Source organism: Candidatus Neomarinimicrobiota bacterium (genome assembly GCA_018647265.1).
Lineage (GTDB): Bacteria > Fidelibacterota > Marinisomatia > Marinisomatales > TCS55 > TCS55.
In genome coordinates, this window is record JABGTK010000143.1 from 23,308 (window position 1) to 44,483 (window position 21,176).

Sequence of the window (21,176 nt, forward strand, 5' to 3'; positions counted from 1 at the left end):
TATGAATTTCTTACGTCGATTAATATCGGCCATTATTATTGTTTGTACCGCGTTTAGTCAATTTTCCATTTCTGGCAATGCCTCTATTGGCTATGGAAAAAGTCAGAATAATTTTAATTTTTCTGAAAATAGTATTGATTTAAATGGTTATTGGAATAACTGGACAGGCTGGCTTCAGTTTGAATTATCCGATCCGCCTCAATTGGGCCGGGATATGAAGGCACTTCGAAAGTTTCGCGCGGAATATTCAATAAATTCATACACCTTTAAGTTGGGGGATATTTATGAATATTGGGGCAAAGGTTTGGTTCTAAATATGGTTGATGATCAAGCGATTAATCTTGACACAGGAATTAGAGGTGGCCTTGTGAGTTGGTCAAATGATAACTATTATTATGATTTATTGATTGGTTCACAGACCATTTGGCGGAATTCTAACCAGGTGATTGGTTTTGATGATCGCGTCCCCAATTACAGGATTGATAATAATATATATGGCAGTCGCGCTGGAATCAATTTTGATAAAACATCTATCGGTTTTCATTTTTTGAAAGTGAATGAGAATCATCCAAACCCAAGCTTCAAAAAAGATGATATAATTGCTCATCAATTATACAGTATAAACTTTAATTATTACGGTCAATCGTCTGACATTAATTTTGAATTCGCCCAAAAAGACAAAAATGGCTTTGGTATTTATGCTGATGGAAATATTTATTTAAGCGCTTGGTCAATGGGGTTCGCCTACAAGAATTATCATTTTGCAGAATTATCACCTTATGACCGGTGGGATTTTGTAAATAATACGGGTGGTGCATTAACATTTCAGCAAATGCCAACCGTATTCAGGGAACACAATACAAGTCTCTTGGGGACGATTACCCATATAATTGATTATAATGATGAATTGGGATTTCACATAAGCGCAGAGGGACCTATATTTGGAGGAACATTATTGTCCCTTCAATATTCTCAATCCTCTCGACATAATGAGTGGATAATGGATGAAAATTGGGAATGGAAAAAAAGTGGTGGTACGAAAGGATTTCCATCTTCTGACCCGCTTTTAAATCCATTCAAAGAATATTTTGCTGAAATTAATGGCTATGCATTTGGAAAAAAACTGTATTTTGTAGTCGGTTATGCCAACACTGAGGATGTTGTTGATATTTATCTAAATCGCCCTTCTGACAGTTATCAATCATATAGTTACGAATTTTTAGAGGCAAAAACGATTCCGACCCATTTTACCTATAGATTTAATAATACGTATAGTATTGATTTATTATTCGAATACCAGGAAAAGAAAAAAGGAGTAAATCTATTTTCTAATTACCCCCAATTGACACAAGATTTATTCACTTCATTATATTTAAATGATAAACAGATTAATCGTTTCATCAGTCTCGGTGTTGCAAAATCGCCTCGTTGGTCAGCCACACTTAGCGTGGATTATTCAAATACAGATGAAAGGGTGGTGCTGGAAAATAATCGAAAAAATAATGCATTCGAAAAAGCATTAGACAAACTTTGGGATACATCCTTGACTTGGGCCAATTTTGAAATGGTGTTTAATGTAAATGATAAAACCCGTTTGTCTATTTCTTATGGGTCACAGCGTGGTGGTGTATTTTGCAGCAATGGGGTATGCCGTTATATTCAGCCATTTGAAAACGGCTATAATCTTGGAATAATTTCATCCTTTTAGGTAAATTTGTGAGTTATTTTTACCTAAACAATCAACCTTTGGGGTATTCTTGAAGAAAAATTTACTATTTATTTTAATCACTTTCGCATTTTGGTCATGCGAGGATAAAGCTGAGCCTAAACAGGAAATAGGATCCATTGTTGTTTCGCCGTTGAGTAATATCCTTCGTCTGGGACAGACTATACAATTCAGTGCCTTGGTAATAGATAAATCCAATGCCTCCATGGATGTACCCGTAATATGGTCAACGACAAATGATCAAGTTGCAACGATTACAAAAGAAGGGTTGGTGACAGCAGTAGGTCAGGGAGAGTCCGTTATTTATGCCACCATTGACAATGTTCAAGGCATGGCTGAAATTTTGGTAAGCATAAATCGCCGTCGAATGTTGAGTGAACTATTTACTTCTAGCACCTGAGGACCATGCGCATCCGCGGAGCGGATACTAAATGGAGTTTTAAAACCAGGCACGGTCAACTATATTGGTAAGAATTTAGACTCAATGTGGGTTCAGATGAATTATCATGTTTGGTGGCCAGGGCAAGGAAATGATCCTATGTATTTAGCTAATACCAATATGAACCGCACTCGAAATAATTATTACGGTAATAATTATACACCCCACATGTTTACCAATGGGAAAGATTCCGGCTCAAATACCACAAACTGGAAAAATGATCCAAAAGATTATTTGGATGATGTTGGTTTTTATGGAGTTACAATTGCTGGGACTCAATCAGGTAATGATATTTCTTTTGATGTTTACCTCGATGCAATTAAGTCTACCACTGATTCAAGAGATTTGAGGCTCTTCGTCGCTGCTGTTATGGATACGGTAAAATACGATGGATCTGCCAATGGATTGAAAGAGCATCACAATGCGGTTATTGAATTGTTAACAGGTGACACTGGCAAAAACATTAAACTGATTAGTGGCGTAGTAACAAAAGAATCTTTTAGTTGGACCATGCGGAATGAGTGGCTGAATCATCCCGATTTTTCTTACAATATGTCCGGATTAAAAGCAGTGGCTTGGATTCAGGATTATAGCAGTAAAGAAATTCTTCAGGTTAACGAATTCAATTTTAAATAAAATTCCAGTTTATTTCATTTGGGTGCTTAATTAGACTGATTAAATTCTCGACCTTATTTGGCAGCATACGGGGGTAACTTGCAGGATTTATTGGGGTGTTGTCTAACGGTAGGACATCAGGTTCTGGTCCTGAGGGTCGGGGTTCGATTCCCTGCACCCCAGCGATATAATTAAGAATTATGTAATTTTTAATTAATAATTTTTCGAATGCGCCCGTAGCTCAACTGGATAGAGTGTCTGGCTACGGACCAGAAGGTTGGGGGTTCGAATCCTCCCGGGCGTACACAAAGCCTCCTAACGGGGGCTTTATTTTTTTTATAAAATTGATTAAATGATTCTTGCTTAGTGGATAGAAAGGCAAGTGATCCCTCATTCCATATATTGCAAATTCGTGGCATTTGATTTGGGTCACATGATATCAATTCTTATCTATATATATTCTTGCTCATTACAACGGTGAAACTTTAAATTAACGACGGACAATGTGAGTATTTTATTCATAAGAGAGCGTAGTCTGAACTGCGCCCCGAAAGAGCTAACTATAAAACATGGATTTAGACATGAAACAAGGATTTCGTAAAACTCTCCCTATTTATTTGATTCTAGGGTTATTTGTGATATTCACACCCTTTTCAATTCTTTCTGCCCAAGATGAAGAAGATGACGCCGGTATTGAGGAAATCTTCTGGGGAGATGAAGAAGAGGATGACGCTGGGCTTGATGAAGAATTTGACTTTTCAGAAGATGATGAAGGTGATGATGATTTAGAGGGATTTGAATTCGACGATGAAGGCGATGATGGATTTTCGGAGGATGATGAATTTTCTGATGACGAGGGCGATGACAGTTTTGCCGATGAATTTGCCGATGAACCGGAAGAATCTACCCAAGTAGCCGCCAGTCGCCTTGGCTACACCTTGAATATTGTTGGCGCATCTCCTGCTTTTGTAAATCATCAATTAAGAACTTATAATTCCGGGATGGATTTTCGCGCCGCTTTTGAATTCCCAATGCTACTTCAAATGGGGCCCCTAAGGTTCCGACTTGGGGCAGAGGTGGGAACATTCAAATTCACCAATTATAAACCTATTGGCGGATCCTATTCCGGCGTACACATTACGGGCATACTTTCTTTCCCTGCCGGGCCGGGGCAAGTGAGGCTTGGTGGTGGTATGGTGGGTAAAGGTTTTGGCATAATTGCTGAAAACTCCTATGGCTTTGCCGTAGGCAATTCACTTGATATTCGCATTGGTGTTCGTTCCACAACTGCCTTTGGTGTTACGGATGATAAAAAAAATAATCTCGGCACCGTGAGTTGGATGGATGGTATCCTAGTGCTTGGGGTTTCTTTATAATTTATAATTTAAATAATTTAGTTTTTCAAAGATGATTTACATAACAAAATTAAATAGATATTTTTCTATACTTATACTCTTGTTTTCATTATTAAGGGGTGGAACAGAATTAACATTAACTGCCTTTCGATTGTACACATCAGGAGTGTCAGCTGATTTAGTGTCGGGCTATTTTAATGAGAATGCTACCGGGTTGACCTTGGTATTTACGCCCGATGCAGATTACACTTCTTTTAAACTTTACGCTGAACTTTCCGCAACTACTGTTGGTGGTTGTACAGAGGCGAATTTTGACGGAACTGAGTTAGAATTAACAAATGGTACTTTTGATGGAAATAGCATGGGTACGGGTACGAGTTATGATCCTGTTGGCAATTTTTCACAAACATCTCATACAATTTTTATCCCTGCAGCAAATATTTTAACCAGGGTTGGTGGCGCTTGGAATTCAGGAGAAAAGTTATATATTGCCATAAAGTTTGATGGTAATACTGCTAAATGGGCATGTCCGAAAGATGCCCCCACAGCAGGTACCGATGCTTCCCAATCTGACGGGGCTCGACATTTTTTTGCTGTCGATACAACAGATCCAACCCTTACTTCTATTCTAGAGCATACGGTTAATGAACAAATTTGGAATAATCCGGATTATGTTAAAACGCCTAGCCTTGCAATAACTGTTGGGGCTGAAAGCATATCAACGGGTGGAATCACATGGACTGCTGTCTCTGGTGGCGGTGGAACTGTTTCAGATTCAGATGCATTAGATGGTGCAACTGCTGGTGTATTAAATATGACAACTGACCCAGGATTGGTTGACGGTACAGTGTATAATATTTCTTTTACCCTGAATGATGCGGCAGGTAATAATAAAACTTACACACGATCAAATGTTCTTTACGATATTACTGCACCAACAGTAACCAGTGTGGTTAGTGAAGAAGCTAATGGAGATATGCTCGCAGAAGGAGCAGTTGCAGATTTTTATGTAGAATTTTCTGAGAATATCAATTTTGTTGGCGCACCACAAATAACACTTCAATCCAATGATGGCGCCACAACTACAGTCAATGCGGCAACTTTTGCCAACGATACCGATAAAGCCTATTTTGATTGGACTGTCCCCGATGGTGCCTATTCTGTTTACCTAGATTACGAAACAACAACTTCTTTATCTGCAGGTACAACGATTAAAGATTTAGCAGGTAATGCGGCAACACTAACATTGCCAGCGCCACCGGCGTGGGGTGCTCAAGGGACAAATGCATCTTTGAGCCAAGCTGCTACAGGCGGGTCTTTCGGTGTGGATGGTGACGATCCTGCGGCTTTTTCGGTCGGTGCAGTTGTAACGACTGGGGGCAATGTTACTGCTGATTATTGGAATGGATCAAACACGGGTGTAAGTGTAACTGTCCCTGTTGCCAATGATAATAGTTTGACCGATGGCACCGTTCAACTCAGATCAGAAGCTGATGGTAATTATGAAGATATTGGTGGATCGTATACAATTTTAGTAGGTGATTTGAATACAAATATCACTATGACTGCATCGGGGGCTGGTTCCGGAAATACTGATGTGACAGAATTGAATGGATACACCCAGGCTGATGTATTGGGGTGGAAAGCCATTATTACGGATAAATCTGGGAATGCAACAACCGCGACTGCAAGTGCAACTACTTTAACAGTGGATACAGTAGCGCCTACGGTAAATACAGTTACTAGTTCGGATGGCGACTATAAATTGGCAGAATCAGTTGATGTGGTTGTTAATTTTACTGAGAATGTCTTAATAAGCGGTACGCCGCAACTTACATTAAATACAGATAATACACCGGGAACTGCCGATGCAGCCGTGGATAAATCAGGGCTTACGGGTGGTGCGGTAACTTTCGCATATACTGTAGGGGCCACTCATTACTCCGCTGATCTGGATTATGAAAGTACAACGGCATTAACAGCCGGCACCTTTATTAGAGATGCAGCCGGTAATGATGCCGATTTAGCTTTGCCGGCTTTAGGCACATTTGCCGCCGCTCAAGCTGTAAAAATTGATGGTGTTTCACCAGCGGCATTTACCACGGGAACAGTCATAACTGTGGGTGCTCCTATCGTGGCTGGATATTTAAATGAAGACAATACAGGCGTTGATGTAACTGTCCCAATAGCTAACGACGCATCACTTGAGAATGGAAAGCTCTACATTCAGGCAAAAATTGGCGCCAATAACTATGCCAGTGTTTCTTCGGCTTATACCATTCAATCTGCCGATTTAAATACGAATAAAACAATTACTGTGGCTGAAAGCGATTTGGATGGTATTACCGGTTTTACGCTTGGTGCTGTTATATCATTTGTGGGCATGATTGAAGATTTTGCCGATGGCGCAGCGGGAACGGGAAATCAAACTGTAGGCGCCGCATCCGCAACCACTTTAATAGTTGATCAAAACGATCCTGCTGCTTTTACAACAGGGGCAGTTACTACTTTGACTGAAACAGTTACTGCCGGAAAATGGAATTCTCACAATACTGGACTTACAATAGTGGTGCCTATCGCAAATGAAGCAACCTTAGAAGATGGGGACGTTCAGATTATTGCAAAAATTGCTACTACAGCCTACGAGGATATTGGCGCTTCTGTGGCAATAGCAAATGGCGATCTTGGGGGAAACATTACTGTTACTATCACCGCAGCCTTGTTTGAGGCTATTAATGTTGCTTTGGTTGATGGCGATGTTGTTACGCTCAATAGTAAAATAAATGATGTGGCGGGGAACATTACCACGGGAACCGCCAGCGGTACAACACTCACCGTTGATCAAACACCGCCAACAGTATCTTTCGTTTCTTCGGATGATGATGATTCCAATCCGTTTAAAGTTGGCGACGTCGTCAATCTAAAAGTGAAATTCGATGAAATTGTGAATGTTGCGACTGGGGGTGGTATTCCTTTTATAGGTCTTGATACCGACGAGGCTCCGGGAAATGCATCATCAACAGCGCCATATGCTTCGGGAACAGCTTCAGTTGACATAATCTTTGGCTACACGGTTGCAGCAAATGAATACAGTGCTGACTTAAACTATATTAATACTACTTCATTGTCAGTAAATGGCGGCACTATAAGGGATGCAGCGGGAAATAATGCAACACTAATATTGCCTGGAATTGCTGATAACAATGCCTTAAAACAGAAAAAGGATATTTGGATCGATGGTGTAGCGCCGGCAGCGGGTACAGTGGATGCAGTATTGACAGTCGGTGGAACATTAATGCCCGGTTTTTGGAATGAAGATAACACAAGTGCAACTGTGAAAATTCTCTTAGCTTCAACTGATGTGAGTTTAGAAGGAGGAACTGTCCAAATTTCTGGGGAAGCGGATGGCAATTATGCAAATGTTGGAGCATCCGGTACAATTTCAGCAGGTGATGTAACAGCAGGATTTAAAACAATTACATTGAGTGCTGCAAATATTGAAGGATTGGCTGGATATACCGACCAATACCCAAACCCTGATGTGATAAATTTCAAAGCTATTGTTTCTGATAAAGCAGGCAACAGCACAACCCACGCAGCTAGCGCAACGACCTTAACGGTGGATGAAACAGATCCTGCCGCTTTTACTGTGGGGAGTATTTTAACAGTATCCGGTGAAGTTGTGCCGGGATATTGGAATGAAGATAATAATTTAGTAAATGTTGGCATTCCTGTTGCTAATGATGGTACCCTTGAAAATGGTCGCATAATGGTTGAAGGCGAAGCCGAAGGCGCTTATGAGTATATCGGTAGTGGGTCGTTGTATAATGCGGCTGCTTATGTACCGTCAGATCATGATGATTATTATAAAGATTGGACAACGATTGCAGCTGGAGATGTGAATACAACAAAAACTGTATCCATAAATGGAAATCCTTTATTTGCAGCCGATCGTGAATTAGAAGAATTAACTAACTTTAGCGACGGTGACGAAATCGGATTTCGGGCTATCATTATGGATGCGGCAGGAAACACCACTACGGGAACCATATCTGCTACAACATTGGTTGTAGATCAAACAGATCCAGACACACCGATTATTGAATTAAAAAATTCTTCAGATACGGGCATTGCCGACTGGGATAACCTAACCAAAGACGACACGCCCACATTTACCTTAACCAACTTAACCAATACTGATTCTGTTTTCCTAAAAATTGCTGTAGATGTGGCCACTTTAGCAACGGATGGTTCAATTGTAGTTAGAGATGTTTCCACTTCAAATACTAAAGAATTAACCCCTGCCACCCATGCAAACGGGACTTACCTGGTATCGGCTCTCGCTAAGGATGTAGCAGGAAACTGGGGACTTGATGCAACAAAAACTTTTGTAAGAATTGATGTAATTCCGCCAGATGTGCCTAATAAACCGGATATGATGGGCCTCTCTGATACTGGATTTAAAGATAATGACAATATTACCAAAACAACCCAACCGCAGTTTATATTTACAGGTCTTTCTGCTACAATTGATTCGCTCCGATTGGTGATTGATGGGGGGGGCGCCGTTGGGCGAGATTCTATTATGTCTCAAGTAACAACCGATACTTTTAAAGTTAGTATCGCCTTAGCGAGTGGGTACCATACTGCCGGTGTTATTGCCATAGATTCTGCCGGAAACGTGCAGGATACCAGTGCAGTGTTACCTTTTGTCGTTGACAATGTAGCGCCTTCTAAACCAACAGCACCAGATATGACGGTAGCGACGGATTATGGGCAAAGTAACACAGATAACATTACTAAAGAGCCAAAACCCAATTTTGATATTACTAATATAGAAATAGGGTCATTTATTAATTTATATCATGTGACACCAGCGCCAGTAACAACGCTTGCTGCTTTTGACACAGTGGATGTGGGAGTTACCACATTAACAATTGCGCCATTAATTAATATGGATGATGGTACTTATACCATGTATGCAACAAGCGAAGATACAGCAGGGAATACATCTCAAAGTGATAACCTTACCAATGTAATTATAGATGCAACCGTTCCAACAATTTCAGCCAGTTATTATAACAGAACAATTCAAACGGTTTATAATACCTATGCCAATAAATTCAAGACAGACTCGGTGAATTTTGGTAAAGGAAACGATGAAGTCGATTTCATCGCCAAAATGAGCGAACCTGCCGGTACGACTCCTGAACCAACATTGGATGTGACCTATGGGAATAACTCAACCGACTCATTTGCTGCACTGGCTAAAACAAGTAAAGCAGATGATGATTCAACTTGGATTTGGAAGTTTGACCTACCAACAGCAACTAAAAATGACGGAGCTGCGAAAGTATCTTTTACGGCCTATGACATTGCAGGGAATCTCGCCATTGCTTTTACAGATACGCAAAAATTTACAGTAGACAATACACCACCAGTAGCTTTCACAACAGGAGTTGCTACTGTCCATGGTGATACAAATGTATCTATGGTAGTAGAAGCTAAAACTGGATGGTTTATTAATAGGACGACAGACAGCGTAAAAGTATTGGTAAATATTGATGCAACCGATAATTCCTTAGTCGGTGGTGGGTATGTGGATATACAAGCTACCGTTCGAAATAAAATGGTTGGGAATTGGGCAAGTATTAATTCAAATTATGGATCCAATCCATTCTTTCCGCAGGATTCAACTGAAGGTTTGGGGACATTAAAACCATTTTTCAGAAAAAAAGATGATATTACGGCTGCACTTACTGGAAGTGGATTGGTTCAAGGAGACACCATTGATGTTCGCGCATTGATTTATGATAAAGCGCTGAACCTAACAACCGGAACTCTAAGCGAATCCTATTTTGTTTTGGACACTATAGCACCAACAATTGGAATCTTCGCAACTGATACGTTATATACTATTGGTACCACTACGAATCGTTTGCGAGTCAATCAAGATACAACATGGACTAATGATACCATTAGTTTTGCAGTAAAAGAATGGACGGATCCAGGAAGTGCTACAAAAATTCCTTCAGGATTAGATCGATATGAATATGCCCTTTATCAAAGTGCAGATAACACCAATGCAAATTATACATTATTCAGAGATTTTCGAGAACAAACATCCAAAATGGATTCTGTATTTATAGATACATTTGCCTTAACTCATAATCGCAATTATTTGGTTCGCGTAAGGGGCATTGATGTGGCTGGGAATATTTCATCAACTGCCAATGATTCGTCAAAATCGGACTTTGTGCTCCGTTATAATGCTCGACCCGATACAGATTCAATACCGAGAGCCACGGCAAATGAAGATGTACTTTGGGAGCAATTGCTGACGGTGAATGATAAAGATTTGCTAACGATACGATCGGATGAATTTATTTATTCTATGGAATCTTATTTTTCTGATACAACTCAAACGCCGTGGATAACAGTGGGGAGTAAAATTGACACCATCACGGCGGCTGTTTCTACTTCTGGTAAAATGACTTTCACGCCAACGAAGTGGGATACTGCGACGTATATCCATCGCGTTTTTATAACGGATAAATGGGGATTAAAAGACACAGTTGATGTAGAAATGCTCGTAAAAGCGGTCAATGATGCACCACTGATCGATTTATCTTCATTGTCTAAATTAGAATTCTTAGAGGGTGCGAATAGCGATTCTGTCAATTTAACACAATTTGTGACCGATGAGGACAATACAACAGCATCTTTAAATTACACCTTTAAGATTGCTTCGACACTTCCTGGAAAAGGTGGCTTTCCAATTGCGAAGACCGGTTTTCTTTCGGATGTTAGTGCTGAATTTAAAAAGGCATTCATTGCCAAATTGGTTGATGAATTCCCAGCATCTACAATTATTCAGAAAAATAATGCTTTTGTGATTTATCCCGCGAATGTGATTGAATTTCGAGATCCTCTAAAAGTTGATTCGCTACTTAAAAGCGATTCAGTCTTTTCTTGGATTACGCAGACGGATACAGCTTCTTTGGACACTAATTATTATACATCATCTGATATGATGGTTGAATATACGGTAACTGATCCAGATGGACTTTCAGGCCGTGACACTGTTCTCTTCTCAATTACTCCAATCAATGACTCACCCGTTTGGGCTGGATTGCGGGACACGGTTGTTAAAGAGAATGATTCACTCTATATAGATTTTGCCAACTATTTAACGGATGTGGATGATTCTACCCTGACTTTAACAATCCTCCCTCTGTCTTATGATGCTAATGTAACGGTTGAACCAACCAAAACATTTGAGAAGAAGGCAACCGGTTATGTCTATTCCAGCAATGCTAGGAAGGATACAGTAAAGTTTAAACCATCTGCCTTGTGGTTTAAAAAAGATTCCGGGCCGTGGAATCCAAGCGATACAACTAGCAACCAGATTAAATTTCAAATTACGGCCGCTGATGGCGATACATCTGCAATAGATACATTTATTGTCAGAGTCCAGCGTGTACCGCGTCCTGAGATCAGCATGTACGTTGTCCAAAACAATGCGTTTACCAATTACTATGAGATTTTTCTCATAGACTCGGTTGGTAAAACTAAGGACCTTACACTTAAAGTTCAGTCTAAATCAGTGACACTGGATAAGGCGGCCGCGTTTACTTATGTGGGCCATTACGATTTCAAAACAAAAGGAACGTATACTTTTGAAGTTGATGCTAAGGGATTAGTTGGTGATACAGTAATTACCCAAAATCTTGGCTTAGCACTTGCAAAGATGTATGGAACTTGGTCCGGAAAAAGTGCCGATGGTCAATTCAATGTGATTGGTGGATCTGGTGCTGTTGATTTTGATCAATCTATCATGATATTGGATTCTACTCTTTTTGAACCTTATTTCAATGATCGCGCGTCTTATTTACTGGGGAATGAAGCCTTTCGATTCAAAAAGTCTGTAGAAATATCCCTGCCCGGAGATGATGAAGAAATGGCCTTATATCAACGTTCAATAGGTAGTGGGTGGATAGAATTACCTTCAATTACACAAGGAAATCGTGTGTTGGCATATACCCAAAAAATGGGTTATTTCCGAATGGGACCGAAGACCTTGATTGTGCCGGGACAAACATCTCTACAACAAAATTATCCAAATCCATTCAACCCAGTCACAACCATAATGTATGATTTGGGATTCATTGACGGTCCTTTCCAAAGAGTGAACATGACTGTTTATGATATTTTGGGAAGAAATGTAAAAACCTTGGTGAACCAGCAACAAGGTATTGGGCGTTATCGCGTCAAATGGAATGGGAGAGATCAAAATGGTGTACCAGTTGCTTCTGGTGTTTATTTTGTTCATCTGCTCACAGATATGGGTCGCAGTCAAACTAAAAAGATTATGTTAATGCGATGATAAATCGTTTCCATAAACCAACCCTTTTATTCATCATGGCAATAGGATTGCTCACCGTGGATGCTTGTCGTAAGAAATATTATGCTACCGCAGAAGACATGGCAGAATACGGATGGGTTTTGTACGAAACTAAAGATTACCTTAACAGCAATACATGGTTTCAAGACGCGGCTGCCAATGATAAAGATTGGAAAGATAGTTATAATGGATTGGGTTGGTCCTATGCTAAACTGATGGTTTTGGATAGTAGTATTGCCCATTTTAATACTGGATTATCCAAAAAACAGGATAAGTGGAATCTCACAGATGTTCAATCCGAAATTCTGGCCGGACTTACATTTGCCCATCACGCCAATGGTAAAGATACAAAAGCAATTCAATACGGTCGTGCTTTTCTAGATTCTACAGCAAAACCATTAACCGCCGGATGGATTTTTACCCATGATTCATTGCTCAACCATCTGGATGTCCGAATTACATTAGCGGCTTCTTATTATTCAGTAGGAAAATTTGATTCTACCATTTTACAGGTCACTGTTATTTTGGATTCCTTAAATTCAAGTGAATTACCTGTAACCGATACATCATTGGTTGGTCGAAAAGATATGGCCAAGCAGATCATGACTCTCCAAGATTATCTCTTGGCAAAATAACTCCCCTTGAAACAAGCCCATGAATACTGGATGAAGCAGGCTCTTGTCCAAGCAGAAAAGGCCTATAAGGCTGAAGAAATCCCTGTTGGTGCTATTGTGGTTTATGAAGAAAAAATTATAGGTCGGGGATACAATCAAAGAGAACGATTGAATGACCCCACAGCACATGCTGAAATTATTGCTATAACGGCGGCGGCAAATACACTTGGGGATTGGCGTCTTAACAAATGTTCTCTTTATGTAACAAAAGAACCATGTCCTATGTGCGCAGGTGCCATAGTAAATGCAAGACTAGAGATGGTCATATTTGGATGTTATGACGAAGAGGCTGGATGTTGTGGCTCCTTATATCAATTATGTGGCGATCCCCGTTTTAAAACTAAAGTGGCTGTTAAAGGTGGCGTTTTGGAAAAACAATCACTTTCTATAATTCAGGACTTTTTCAAAGTCCGTAGAATTATGTAATTTCACGTCGCGAATTTTTGGAGAGATGGCAGAGTCTGGCTGAATGCGCTGCACTCGAAATGCAGTTTACACTTGTGTAACGGGGGTTCGAATCCCTCTCTCTCCGCATTGCTATTAATAATAACAAAAAGATTATAATGAAACACTTATTGAAAATTACCCCAATCTTATTTATACTTATTTCGTGCTCAGCGCCGATTTCTGTCGATGATTTAAATGGAGAGGACGGTATCGCAATCGACCCTAAGACAAGTCAGCCATATTCCGGCGAAGCATTTTTAAATTTTTATGATGGCTCAAAAAGAATGGCTGGCAATTATGAGAATGGAGTAAAATCGGGTGATTGGACCTATTACGTAAAAGGTAATGAAGACAAATTTTATATTCTTAATTTTATTGATGGAAAAATTATTTCAGCTAATTATAATGAAGGTGATAGAAGATGGGATGGAACACCTGTTGAACATTCACCGGATTCACTCATGGCAGATGGTCGTTACTTTGTTCAAGAGTTAGATGTTTATAATTTTAATTTATCCCCAAAAGTATACGTGCAATTGATGCAGAATAATCCACAAGGGAATTTGACCCGCTGGTGGGAGAATAATCAAATGTATTCAGATGGCTATTTTGCAAATGGAACACGAAATGGCCAATTTACATGGTGGTATAAAAGCGGTGCCAAAAAAGAAAATTCAACTTGGGACAATGGTCAACAGGTAGGCACGACATCCCAGTGGTGGGAAAATGGGAAAAAATTCGCAGAAGCAAGATATAAAAAAGGTGCTTTATCGGGTAAGTTAGTTTGGTGGTATGAGGATGGTCAGAAAAAAGAAGAAGTGAATTTTATAGATGGTAAACGAGATGGCCTTGCCTATTGGTGGTATTCGAATGGGAATAAAAAAGGCTTCGCAGATGTTTCAGCCGGGTTAGGGAAAATTACAATGTTTGCTTTGGATGGTTCTCATTCAAAACAATATGAAGTTAAAAGTAACCAAATATTTTGTTCTTCAGGAGAAATTCTATTTTCAATTGATAAAGTTTCTAATTCAGGAGAATTACCCATGGGAGATGGCACGTGCGATTGTGCTGACTGTTCCGACGAAAATAATAACTGAATTGGCCGAATTTAAAATATAAAATCCTCTGATATAGTCATTGGTGATTCCTGTTGCAAAAGGGTATTTTTCCTTCCTGCTCTTATGCGCAATTTTCTATTCATCTTAACAATTTTATCGGCACAACTTTTTGCCGATGATCATTCCATTGCTGTTTTGGATTTCACCGGTGAAGGTATCCATGTATCAGAATTAAAAACTCTGAGTGAGCAATTTCGGATAGAATTATTAAAACAAGATTCACTTAGGGTAATGGATTATAATGATATGGCCCTCGTGTTGTCGAACGCGGGTTATGAGAAACCGGAATGTACTACAATGGAATGTGCCGTTATCATTTCTATGCTTTTAGAGCGAGAATGGATGGCGAAAATTCATATAGCTAAAATTGGTGAAGTTTATGTTTCAGAAGGTAGATTATTCGATTCTAATTCAGGTCGTGTAATCAATGTGGTTAACTATGACCATGAACTTTCCATGGAGGGGTTAATTTCCCGTGGGATGCATAATCTAGCTGAAATGCTCATGTCAACTCGAATACCTATGGATATTCATACAGGAAAAAATTTAGTATATATAAAAACAAAACCTAAAGGCGCCATGGTTCGTGTTGGTAGAGATACTTTAAATGGCGTCACACCTATGCCGCTAGATCGAGTTGTTTTTGAAAGCCGTCCCATAATATTATTAAAGACTGGATTTGAACCCTACCGACTGAAATACCTTCCTGAAGATGACTCTGACGTTATTTTTGTGGAACTTCAGCATTCGGTTCTTCAAATTGGTACTTTAGTATTTCCCAATCCAGTCCCGGAAGATATCGCTATTGTGTCTGAAGATGGTGAAGACCGTTTTTTAATTGACGAAGGTGCTCTAGAGGTGAAACAGCTGACCGCAGGAAAATATACCCTTGAGTCGAAAGAATTTATCATTAATGATGGTGACTTTAGAATTCGTCATAGGCGGACGACCCATGTTTCTCCAGTTTTTCATAGGGTTTTAGATGTTGAGAAAGATAGGGACCGATATAAACTGAAACGCAATCTACTTATTGGAACTATAATATTAAGTGTAGGGACTCGAGGCTATTTGCAGTTTAAGTCGGGGCAGTTATATAATGATTATAGCAGCGAGAATCCCGAGAGCGATATTCGTCATAAAAAAATTGAACAACTGGATCAGATGAAACCAATTATGGATGGAATCTCTCTTCTCCCTGTTTTTCCAATCATTTATTATCATGCAAAATATTTGAAAATGAATCGGCGGCTAGAACAACGATGAAGAAATTTATCTATATGTTGTTAGTTTTAATGGCTTGTGAAGATGTAAAGCGCGTCTGGGATAATCCTTATGATCCTCGTAGCGATAAAAGTTTATGGACACCTGACAGTTTGACTATTAATCAAAGGTCTCCCGATGAGATTGAATTGTCATGGTTCAGGAAAGGTCGCGATTTTGACGGATTTATAATTGATAAAAAGGTAGGAGAAGGGGAATGGCAGGATACAGTCGCAAAAGTGTGGGATTCCCTATATATTTGGGTTGATAAGCTCGATTTAAAGGAAGTTGTGAAAAACCCAGTTGAATATACTTATCAACTGTATGCCTTTGCCGATTCAAATGTTTCCAATAAAGTAAGTGCAAAGATTAAACCGGTATCACCAGGCCCGCCAGATAAAGTAAATGTCATATCAGTTACATATACAAATGAGCCCAAAATGACAATTACATGGGCCCTGTCTATAGATGGTGATTTTGCCAAATATAATTTATATCAAGCCAAAGATAGCACTGGAACGCAATCACTTATACAATCCTACAATAATAAAACTATTATTACCCATATTATGACTACTTTTGATCCTACAATTGAGAATTGGTTTTGGGTTGAGGTAGAAGATTCCACGGGCCAAAAAACAAAGGGTGTAGGTAAGGGACATACGGCCGATTCACCACCAATGGCTGCTGTTCTTGATAGTGTTACTTATGCAAGTGGATTTTTCAATTTGAAATGGTCAAAATCAAATATATCTGATTTTGATGGATATATTATTCAACAAACAAATATTAGCGGAGAAATCGTTATCTTTAGTGTGAATGAGCCTATTCAAGCCAATACGGGAAGTTTGATGCCCGTGAACCCGGATGAAGAACAATTTTTTAAAGTCGTTATTAAAGATATATGGGGACAAACCACTATTTCCAATATTCGAAGCGCCTCATCTTTCCAACGCATTGTTAAAGTGGATAACCTCACCAATAGCGGTGATAAACTCACTATTTTTAACAGAGGACCTATTTTGAACTTTACTCATGAATTTGTTAAAGATAATTCTGGTAATCCCGTAAATGCGTATTTCCCAGTTTGGATTCAAAATGGTAATAAAGTATTCGCCTTGAATAATAACGGCCCGGGCCTTGTGGTGAATAAAGATGGTTCTAACCTGAGAATTATGATTGGTGAAGAAGCGCAGAATTATGCTTTTAATCCTGACCAATCTTTTGTCGTTTATACCGGGATTGATCATAATATATATTTGGCTAATTTAAACAAAGATGTTTCTCCATCACAATTAACTGCCACGACGAACAATGAATGGTATGGCGATCCTGAATTTATTGAAAACGGAGATCGTATTCTTTATTGGCAACGGCAACATCAATCCAATAATAATGTAGGAGTAACAGATATTTTTTCAATGGATTTGGATGGGAAAAATGTAAAACAGATTACTCAGGCGCAAAACTTTGATAAACTTATTATGCCTCGTATGTCTCCAGACGGAACTAAGATACTTTACGTCAAAGAAGGGGATGGCCTTTACATTTTGAATTATCCTAATGAATCTATCGGCGTACCGGTAACCAAAAGTGATGGTGAAAAAATCATCCCCGAAACCAGTAAATATTTCAAAAATATGCGCTGGTCTTCGGATAGTAAAAAAGCAATTTTGTGGACGTATAAAAACGATAGCTATTTTCTTTATGTATTTGAATTAGGCGCATCGCCAGAATTAACACTTCTCCAGACGGGAGGCCACTATGCAGACTGGCTTTATGGTACGAATAATGATACTGTAATTTTTAAAAGCGAATCTTCAAAAGGTATGTTTACAAAGGCAGTTAATGCATCATCTTCATCAAACCCAAGTTTGTTTTTCGATGGAGATTGGGCGCAACTTCAACCGAGGCAGTAAAATGGAAATACAAACAATTAGACGAAGTGATTTTGAATATTTTGCAACGGTAGAAGCACGTTGGCGGGATATGGATGGATTGCGCCATATTAACCACGCTACCTATTTGACTTATTTTGAAACGGGAAGAATCCAGTATTGGGCATACATGGGATGGGCTTTGAATGAATGGGAAGCCGAAGTAGGCACCATATTGGCCAGCATGAAAATTGATTATATCCAACAGTCTACTTTTCCTAATATTTATGAAATTGGGAACAGAATCATTCGGTTAGGAAACAAAAGTTTTGACACATTTTCAGCCATCTTTGAAAAAGGAAATGAGATTCCAATCGTGACCGGAAACTTTACCATTGTGGCATTTGACTATAAAAAACAAAAAACGATTGTTGTTCCAGAAATAATAAAAAACGTATATAATCCTTTCTGATGTCTGGACCTGCGGGAATACCGTCAAAACAGTGGTCAGAACGCCTCATTGATCGTTTAGCCTATGCCCATGACGCTAGTATGTATCGATTGGTCCCTCAAGCGGTAGTTCGCCCAAAGAATGAAGTAGAAGTTAAAGCATTACTGCTCCACGCTAACAATACAAAAACGCCCGTAACTTTTAGAACTGGAGGGACGTCCCTATCCGGTCAGTCTATCACTGAAGGAATTTTGGCAGAGGTCGTTCGGAATTGGCAAAATTATTCCGTTCTGGATAAGGGTAAATCTATAAAACTTCAACCGGGCGTAATTGGTGCCCGGGCCAATATATATCTTTCTCCTTATCAAAAGCGCATTGGACCAGATCCAGCTTCAATTAATGCCGCAAGGATTGGGGGTATTATTTCTAATAATTCTTCAGGGATGGTTTGCGGCGTAAAGAATAATACTTTTCATACTATGAAATCCTTACGGTTTATGCTGGCCAATGGTAACACGTATGATACATCCGATCCCGGTGATTTTGATAAATTTATTCATAACGAACCGGAATTATCGAATGGAATTATCGCTTGTAAAAATGAGATTGAAGGCCAGAGTGATTTGGTTAAACGAATACGGCATAAGTATCGTATTAAGAATACATTGGGGTATTCACTTAATGCATTTATTGATTATGACAATCCACTGGATATTTTTGCCCATTTAATCATTGGTGCTGAAGGTACTTTAGCTTTTTTCTCAGAAGTAGTTTTAAGCACAATTGATGATCCCCCATTGAAAGCAACCGGATTGGCGTTGTTTGATTCTGTTGAAACCGCTATGGCTGCACTTCCCGTATTGGTTGATGAAGGTGCTGATGCCATTGAAATGTTGGACGATGCTTCCTTACGCACGGCGCGATACCTTGAAAATCCACCCTATGACCCGAGCAGTATTTTGGATAATTCTTCTGCTCTTTTATTTGAATTTCAAAAAAATAACTTGAATGAGATTGAGCATCTAACTCAGGCCATTCCCCATGCATTGTCTTTAGCAGGTGGGCAGTTACCATCGGGATTGATTTCTGATGATATACAGCGGATGAAATTATGGAATATCCGCAAAGGTCTTTACCCCACTGTAGGATCCATGCGTAAGAAGGGAACCAGTGTAATTACAGAAGATCTGTGTTATAATTATCGCGATTTGCCAAAGGTGGTAAATGAACTTAAATCCATCTGTCGAAACTGGCAGTATGATGATGCGGTTATTTTTGGGCACGCCAAGGATGGAAACCTTCATTTTGCTGCATCCCTGGATTTGAACAGTTCTGATGGTGTAAAACGGTTCGAAGGATTGTTGGATGACATGGTGGATCTGACAGTAGGAAAATTTGATGGTTCTCTAAAAGCCGAACATGGGACAGGTAGGAATATGGCCCCTTTCGTAGAATATGAGTGGGGCGGTGATTTATATAAAATTATGTGGAAAATCAAAAATTTAGCCGATCCAAACAGCATTTTAAATCCTGATGTTTTATTGACGAAAGATAAAAAACTCCATCTGAAAAACCTTAAAAAAATGCCCGTCGTTTCAGATCATGTTAACTTGTGCGTTGAGTGTGGATTCTGTGAACCAGTTTGTCCATCTAAAGAATTAACATTGACGCCGCGACAGCGGATTACTATCCAAAGAGATATCGCCGGTGGATATGCAGACCCATCGGTGTTAGATGCATATAATTATGAGGGCATAGATACTTGTGCCGCCGATGGATTATGTGAAATCGCTTGTCCGGTGAATATAAATACAGGTAACTATGTTAAATCACTCCGAACGGAAGGTCATTCAAAATTAGGAGATAGATTGAGCATTTGGGCGGCAGAGCATTTTTGGTTGGTGCAATCATTAGCTAAAGTCGGTCTGCGAGTAGGAAAAATTACTGAAAAATTGTTAGGATTAGCATTCTTGAAAACTGCTTCCGGTTTTCTGAGTAAATATGGATTAACACCGCTGTGGAATGAAAAACTCCCTAATGCGGCCAAATCATTACCCCAATCAATGATGAATGGGGGAGATGAGTGGATATACTTTCCGTCCTGCTTAACGCGGGTTTTCAGTAGCGATGGTCAGAAGACATCATTAGCAGAAGTGTTAATGGAAATTTCACAATCATCAGGAATATCACTGCAAATACCACCGGATATAAATTCATCATGCTGTAGCCAGCCCTTTTCAACTAAAGGATTGGTGGAGGCGGCCATATCAATTCAGGCAAAAACTATCAATCTTCTTTATAAAGCGTCGAACGGTGGATCATTACCGATTTTAGTGGATACATCTCCATGTACTTATCAATTTTTGTATCCAAATAACGGATTGGATAAATCCTCTATAGACAAGCTAAAAAAGTTAAAATTTGTGGATATTATTCAATTTTTGTCCCAGTGTGTTAACAGTGTTGATCGTCTGAAATTAAAGCGAAATATTACTTTGCACCCCACTTGTGCCTCGGAGAAAATGGGACATAGTCAAATCATGGCAGAATTAGCCCTTAAATGCGCAGAAAAGGCTATAATCCCAACCCATTGGGGATGCTGTGGTTTTGCTGGCGATAGAGGCTTAATTATCCCTGAATTAAATCGATCTGCAACTCGAATGGAGAAAGAAGAAACTAATGACCATGAAATGGGGTATTCTACCAGCCGTACCTGTGAGGTGGGAATGATGTCTAATTCTGATATTGATTATCAATCTATAGCCTTTTTAGTAAGGGATTATTTAAATCAATCTGTGAACTAACGCACT

At 39.4% G+C, this 21,176-nt stretch carries 12 protein-coding genes and 3 tRNA genes; all 15 read left to right on the forward strand.

Annotated elements, in window-relative coordinates:
- Position 1 precedes the first annotated feature (1 nt).
- Complete coding sequence (locus HN459_08795) at positions 2–1,708, forward strand: hypothetical protein (GenBank protein MBT3479543.1); 1,707 nt, start codon at positions 2–4, stop codon at positions 1,706–1,708.
- Positions 1,709–1,757: 49 nt separating this feature from the next.
- Positions 1,758–2,126, forward strand: coding sequence for a hypothetical protein (locus HN459_08800; GenBank protein MBT3479544.1), 369 nt, complete (start codon positions 1,758–1,760; stop codon positions 2,124–2,126).
- Positions 2,127–2,222: 96 nt separating this feature from the next.
- On the forward strand, positions 2,223–2,801 hold the full coding sequence (locus HN459_08805) for a hypothetical protein (GenBank protein MBT3479545.1): 579 nt from the start codon (positions 2,223–2,225) through the stop codon (positions 2,799–2,801).
- A 91-nt stretch (positions 2,802–2,892) separates the two neighbouring features.
- Positions 2,893–2,963: transfer RNA gene (locus HN459_08810), tRNA-Gln, on the forward strand.
- 47 nt (positions 2,964–3,010) lie between these two features.
- Positions 3,011–3,084: transfer RNA gene (locus HN459_08815), tRNA-Arg, on the forward strand.
- Positions 3,085–3,349: 265 nt separating this feature from the next.
- Positions 3,350–4,156: a hypothetical protein gene (locus HN459_08820; protein ID MBT3479546.1), complete on the forward strand. Its 807-nt coding sequence runs from the start codon at positions 3,350–3,352 to the stop codon at positions 4,154–4,156.
- Between the two features lie 31 nt (positions 4,157–4,187).
- Complete coding sequence (locus tag HN459_08825) at positions 4,188–12,521, forward strand: T9SS type A sorting domain-containing protein (protein MBT3479547.1); 8,334 nt, start codon at positions 4,188–4,190, stop codon at positions 12,519–12,521.
- On the forward strand, positions 12,518–13,174 hold the full coding sequence (locus HN459_08830; protein ID MBT3479548.1) for a hypothetical protein: 657 nt from the start codon (positions 12,518–12,520) through the stop codon (positions 13,172–13,174). The genes HN459_08825 and HN459_08830 overlap by 4 nt, the downstream gene beginning before the upstream one ends.
- A 30-nt stretch (positions 13,175–13,204) precedes the next feature.
- Positions 13,205–13,639, forward strand: a complete 435-nt coding sequence (locus HN459_08835; protein MBT3479549.1) for a nucleoside deaminase — start codon at positions 13,205–13,207, stop codon at positions 13,637–13,639.
- 19 nt (positions 13,640–13,658) lie between these two features.
- A tRNA-Ser gene (locus tag HN459_08840) sits at positions 13,659–13,745 on the forward strand.
- A gap of 31 nt (positions 13,746–13,776) precedes the next feature.
- Positions 13,777–14,757, forward strand: a complete 981-nt coding sequence (locus HN459_08845; protein ID MBT3479550.1) for a hypothetical protein — start codon at positions 13,777–13,779, stop codon at positions 14,755–14,757.
- A gap of 84 nt (positions 14,758–14,841) precedes the next feature.
- Positions 14,842–16,041 carry a hypothetical protein gene (locus HN459_08850; GenBank protein MBT3479551.1) on the forward strand — a complete coding sequence of 400 codons (1,200 nt, stop codon included), beginning with the start codon at positions 14,842–14,844 and terminating at the stop codon, positions 16,039–16,041.
- A complete protein-coding gene (locus HN459_08855) occupies positions 16,038–17,957 on the forward strand; it encodes a hypothetical protein (GenBank protein MBT3479552.1) in 1,920 nt (639 codons plus the stop codon). The genes HN459_08850 and HN459_08855 overlap by 4 nt, the downstream gene beginning before the upstream one ends.
- Position 17,958: 1 nt before the next feature.
- Positions 17,959–18,387, forward strand: coding sequence for an acyl-CoA thioesterase (locus tag HN459_08860; GenBank protein ID MBT3479553.1), 429 nt, complete (start codon positions 17,959–17,961; stop codon positions 18,385–18,387).
- Positions 18,387–21,170, forward strand: a complete 2,784-nt coding sequence (locus tag HN459_08865) for an FAD-binding oxidoreductase (protein ID MBT3479554.1) — start codon at positions 18,387–18,389, stop codon at positions 21,168–21,170. Before HN459_08860 ends, HN459_08865 begins: the two co-directional genes overlap by 1 nt.
- The last annotated feature ends 6 nt before the right edge of the window (positions 21,171–21,176 follow it).

Bases quoted from the DNA above. Each gene is read 5' to 3' on its own strand.
- HN459_08795 (MBT3479543.1), top strand. From the start codon at position 2: ATGAATTTCTTACGTCGATTAATATCGGCCATTATTATTGTTTGTACC.
- HN459_08805 (MBT3479545.1), top strand. From the start codon at position 2,223: ATGAATTATCATGTTTGGTGGCCAGGGCAAGGAAATGATCCTATGTAT.
- HN459_08820 (MBT3479546.1), top strand. From the start codon at position 3,350: ATGGATTTAGACATGAAACAAGGATTTCGTAAAACTCTCCCTATTTAT.
- HN459_08825 (MBT3479547.1), top strand. From the start codon at position 4,188: ATGATTTACATAACAAAATTAAATAGATATTTTTCTATACTTATACTC.
- HN459_08830 (MBT3479548.1), top strand. From the start codon at position 12,518: ATGATAAATCGTTTCCATAAACCAACCCTTTTATTCATCATGGCAATA.
- HN459_08835 (MBT3479549.1), top strand. From the start codon at position 13,205: ATGAAGCAGGCTCTTGTCCAAGCAGAAAAGGCCTATAAGGCTGAAGAA.
- HN459_08845 (MBT3479550.1), top strand. From the start codon at position 13,777: ATGAAACACTTATTGAAAATTACCCCAATCTTATTTATACTTATTTCG.
- HN459_08850 (MBT3479551.1), top strand. From the start codon at position 14,842: ATGCGCAATTTTCTATTCATCTTAACAATTTTATCGGCACAACTTTTT.
- HN459_08855 (MBT3479552.1), top strand. From the start codon at position 16,038: ATGAAGAAATTTATCTATATGTTGTTAGTTTTAATGGCTTGTGAAGAT.
- HN459_08860 (MBT3479553.1), top strand. From the start codon at position 17,959: ATGGAAATACAAACAATTAGACGAAGTGATTTTGAATATTTTGCAACG.
- HN459_08865 (MBT3479554.1), top strand. From the start codon at position 18,387: ATGTCTGGACCTGCGGGAATACCGTCAAAACAGTGGTCAGAACGCCTC.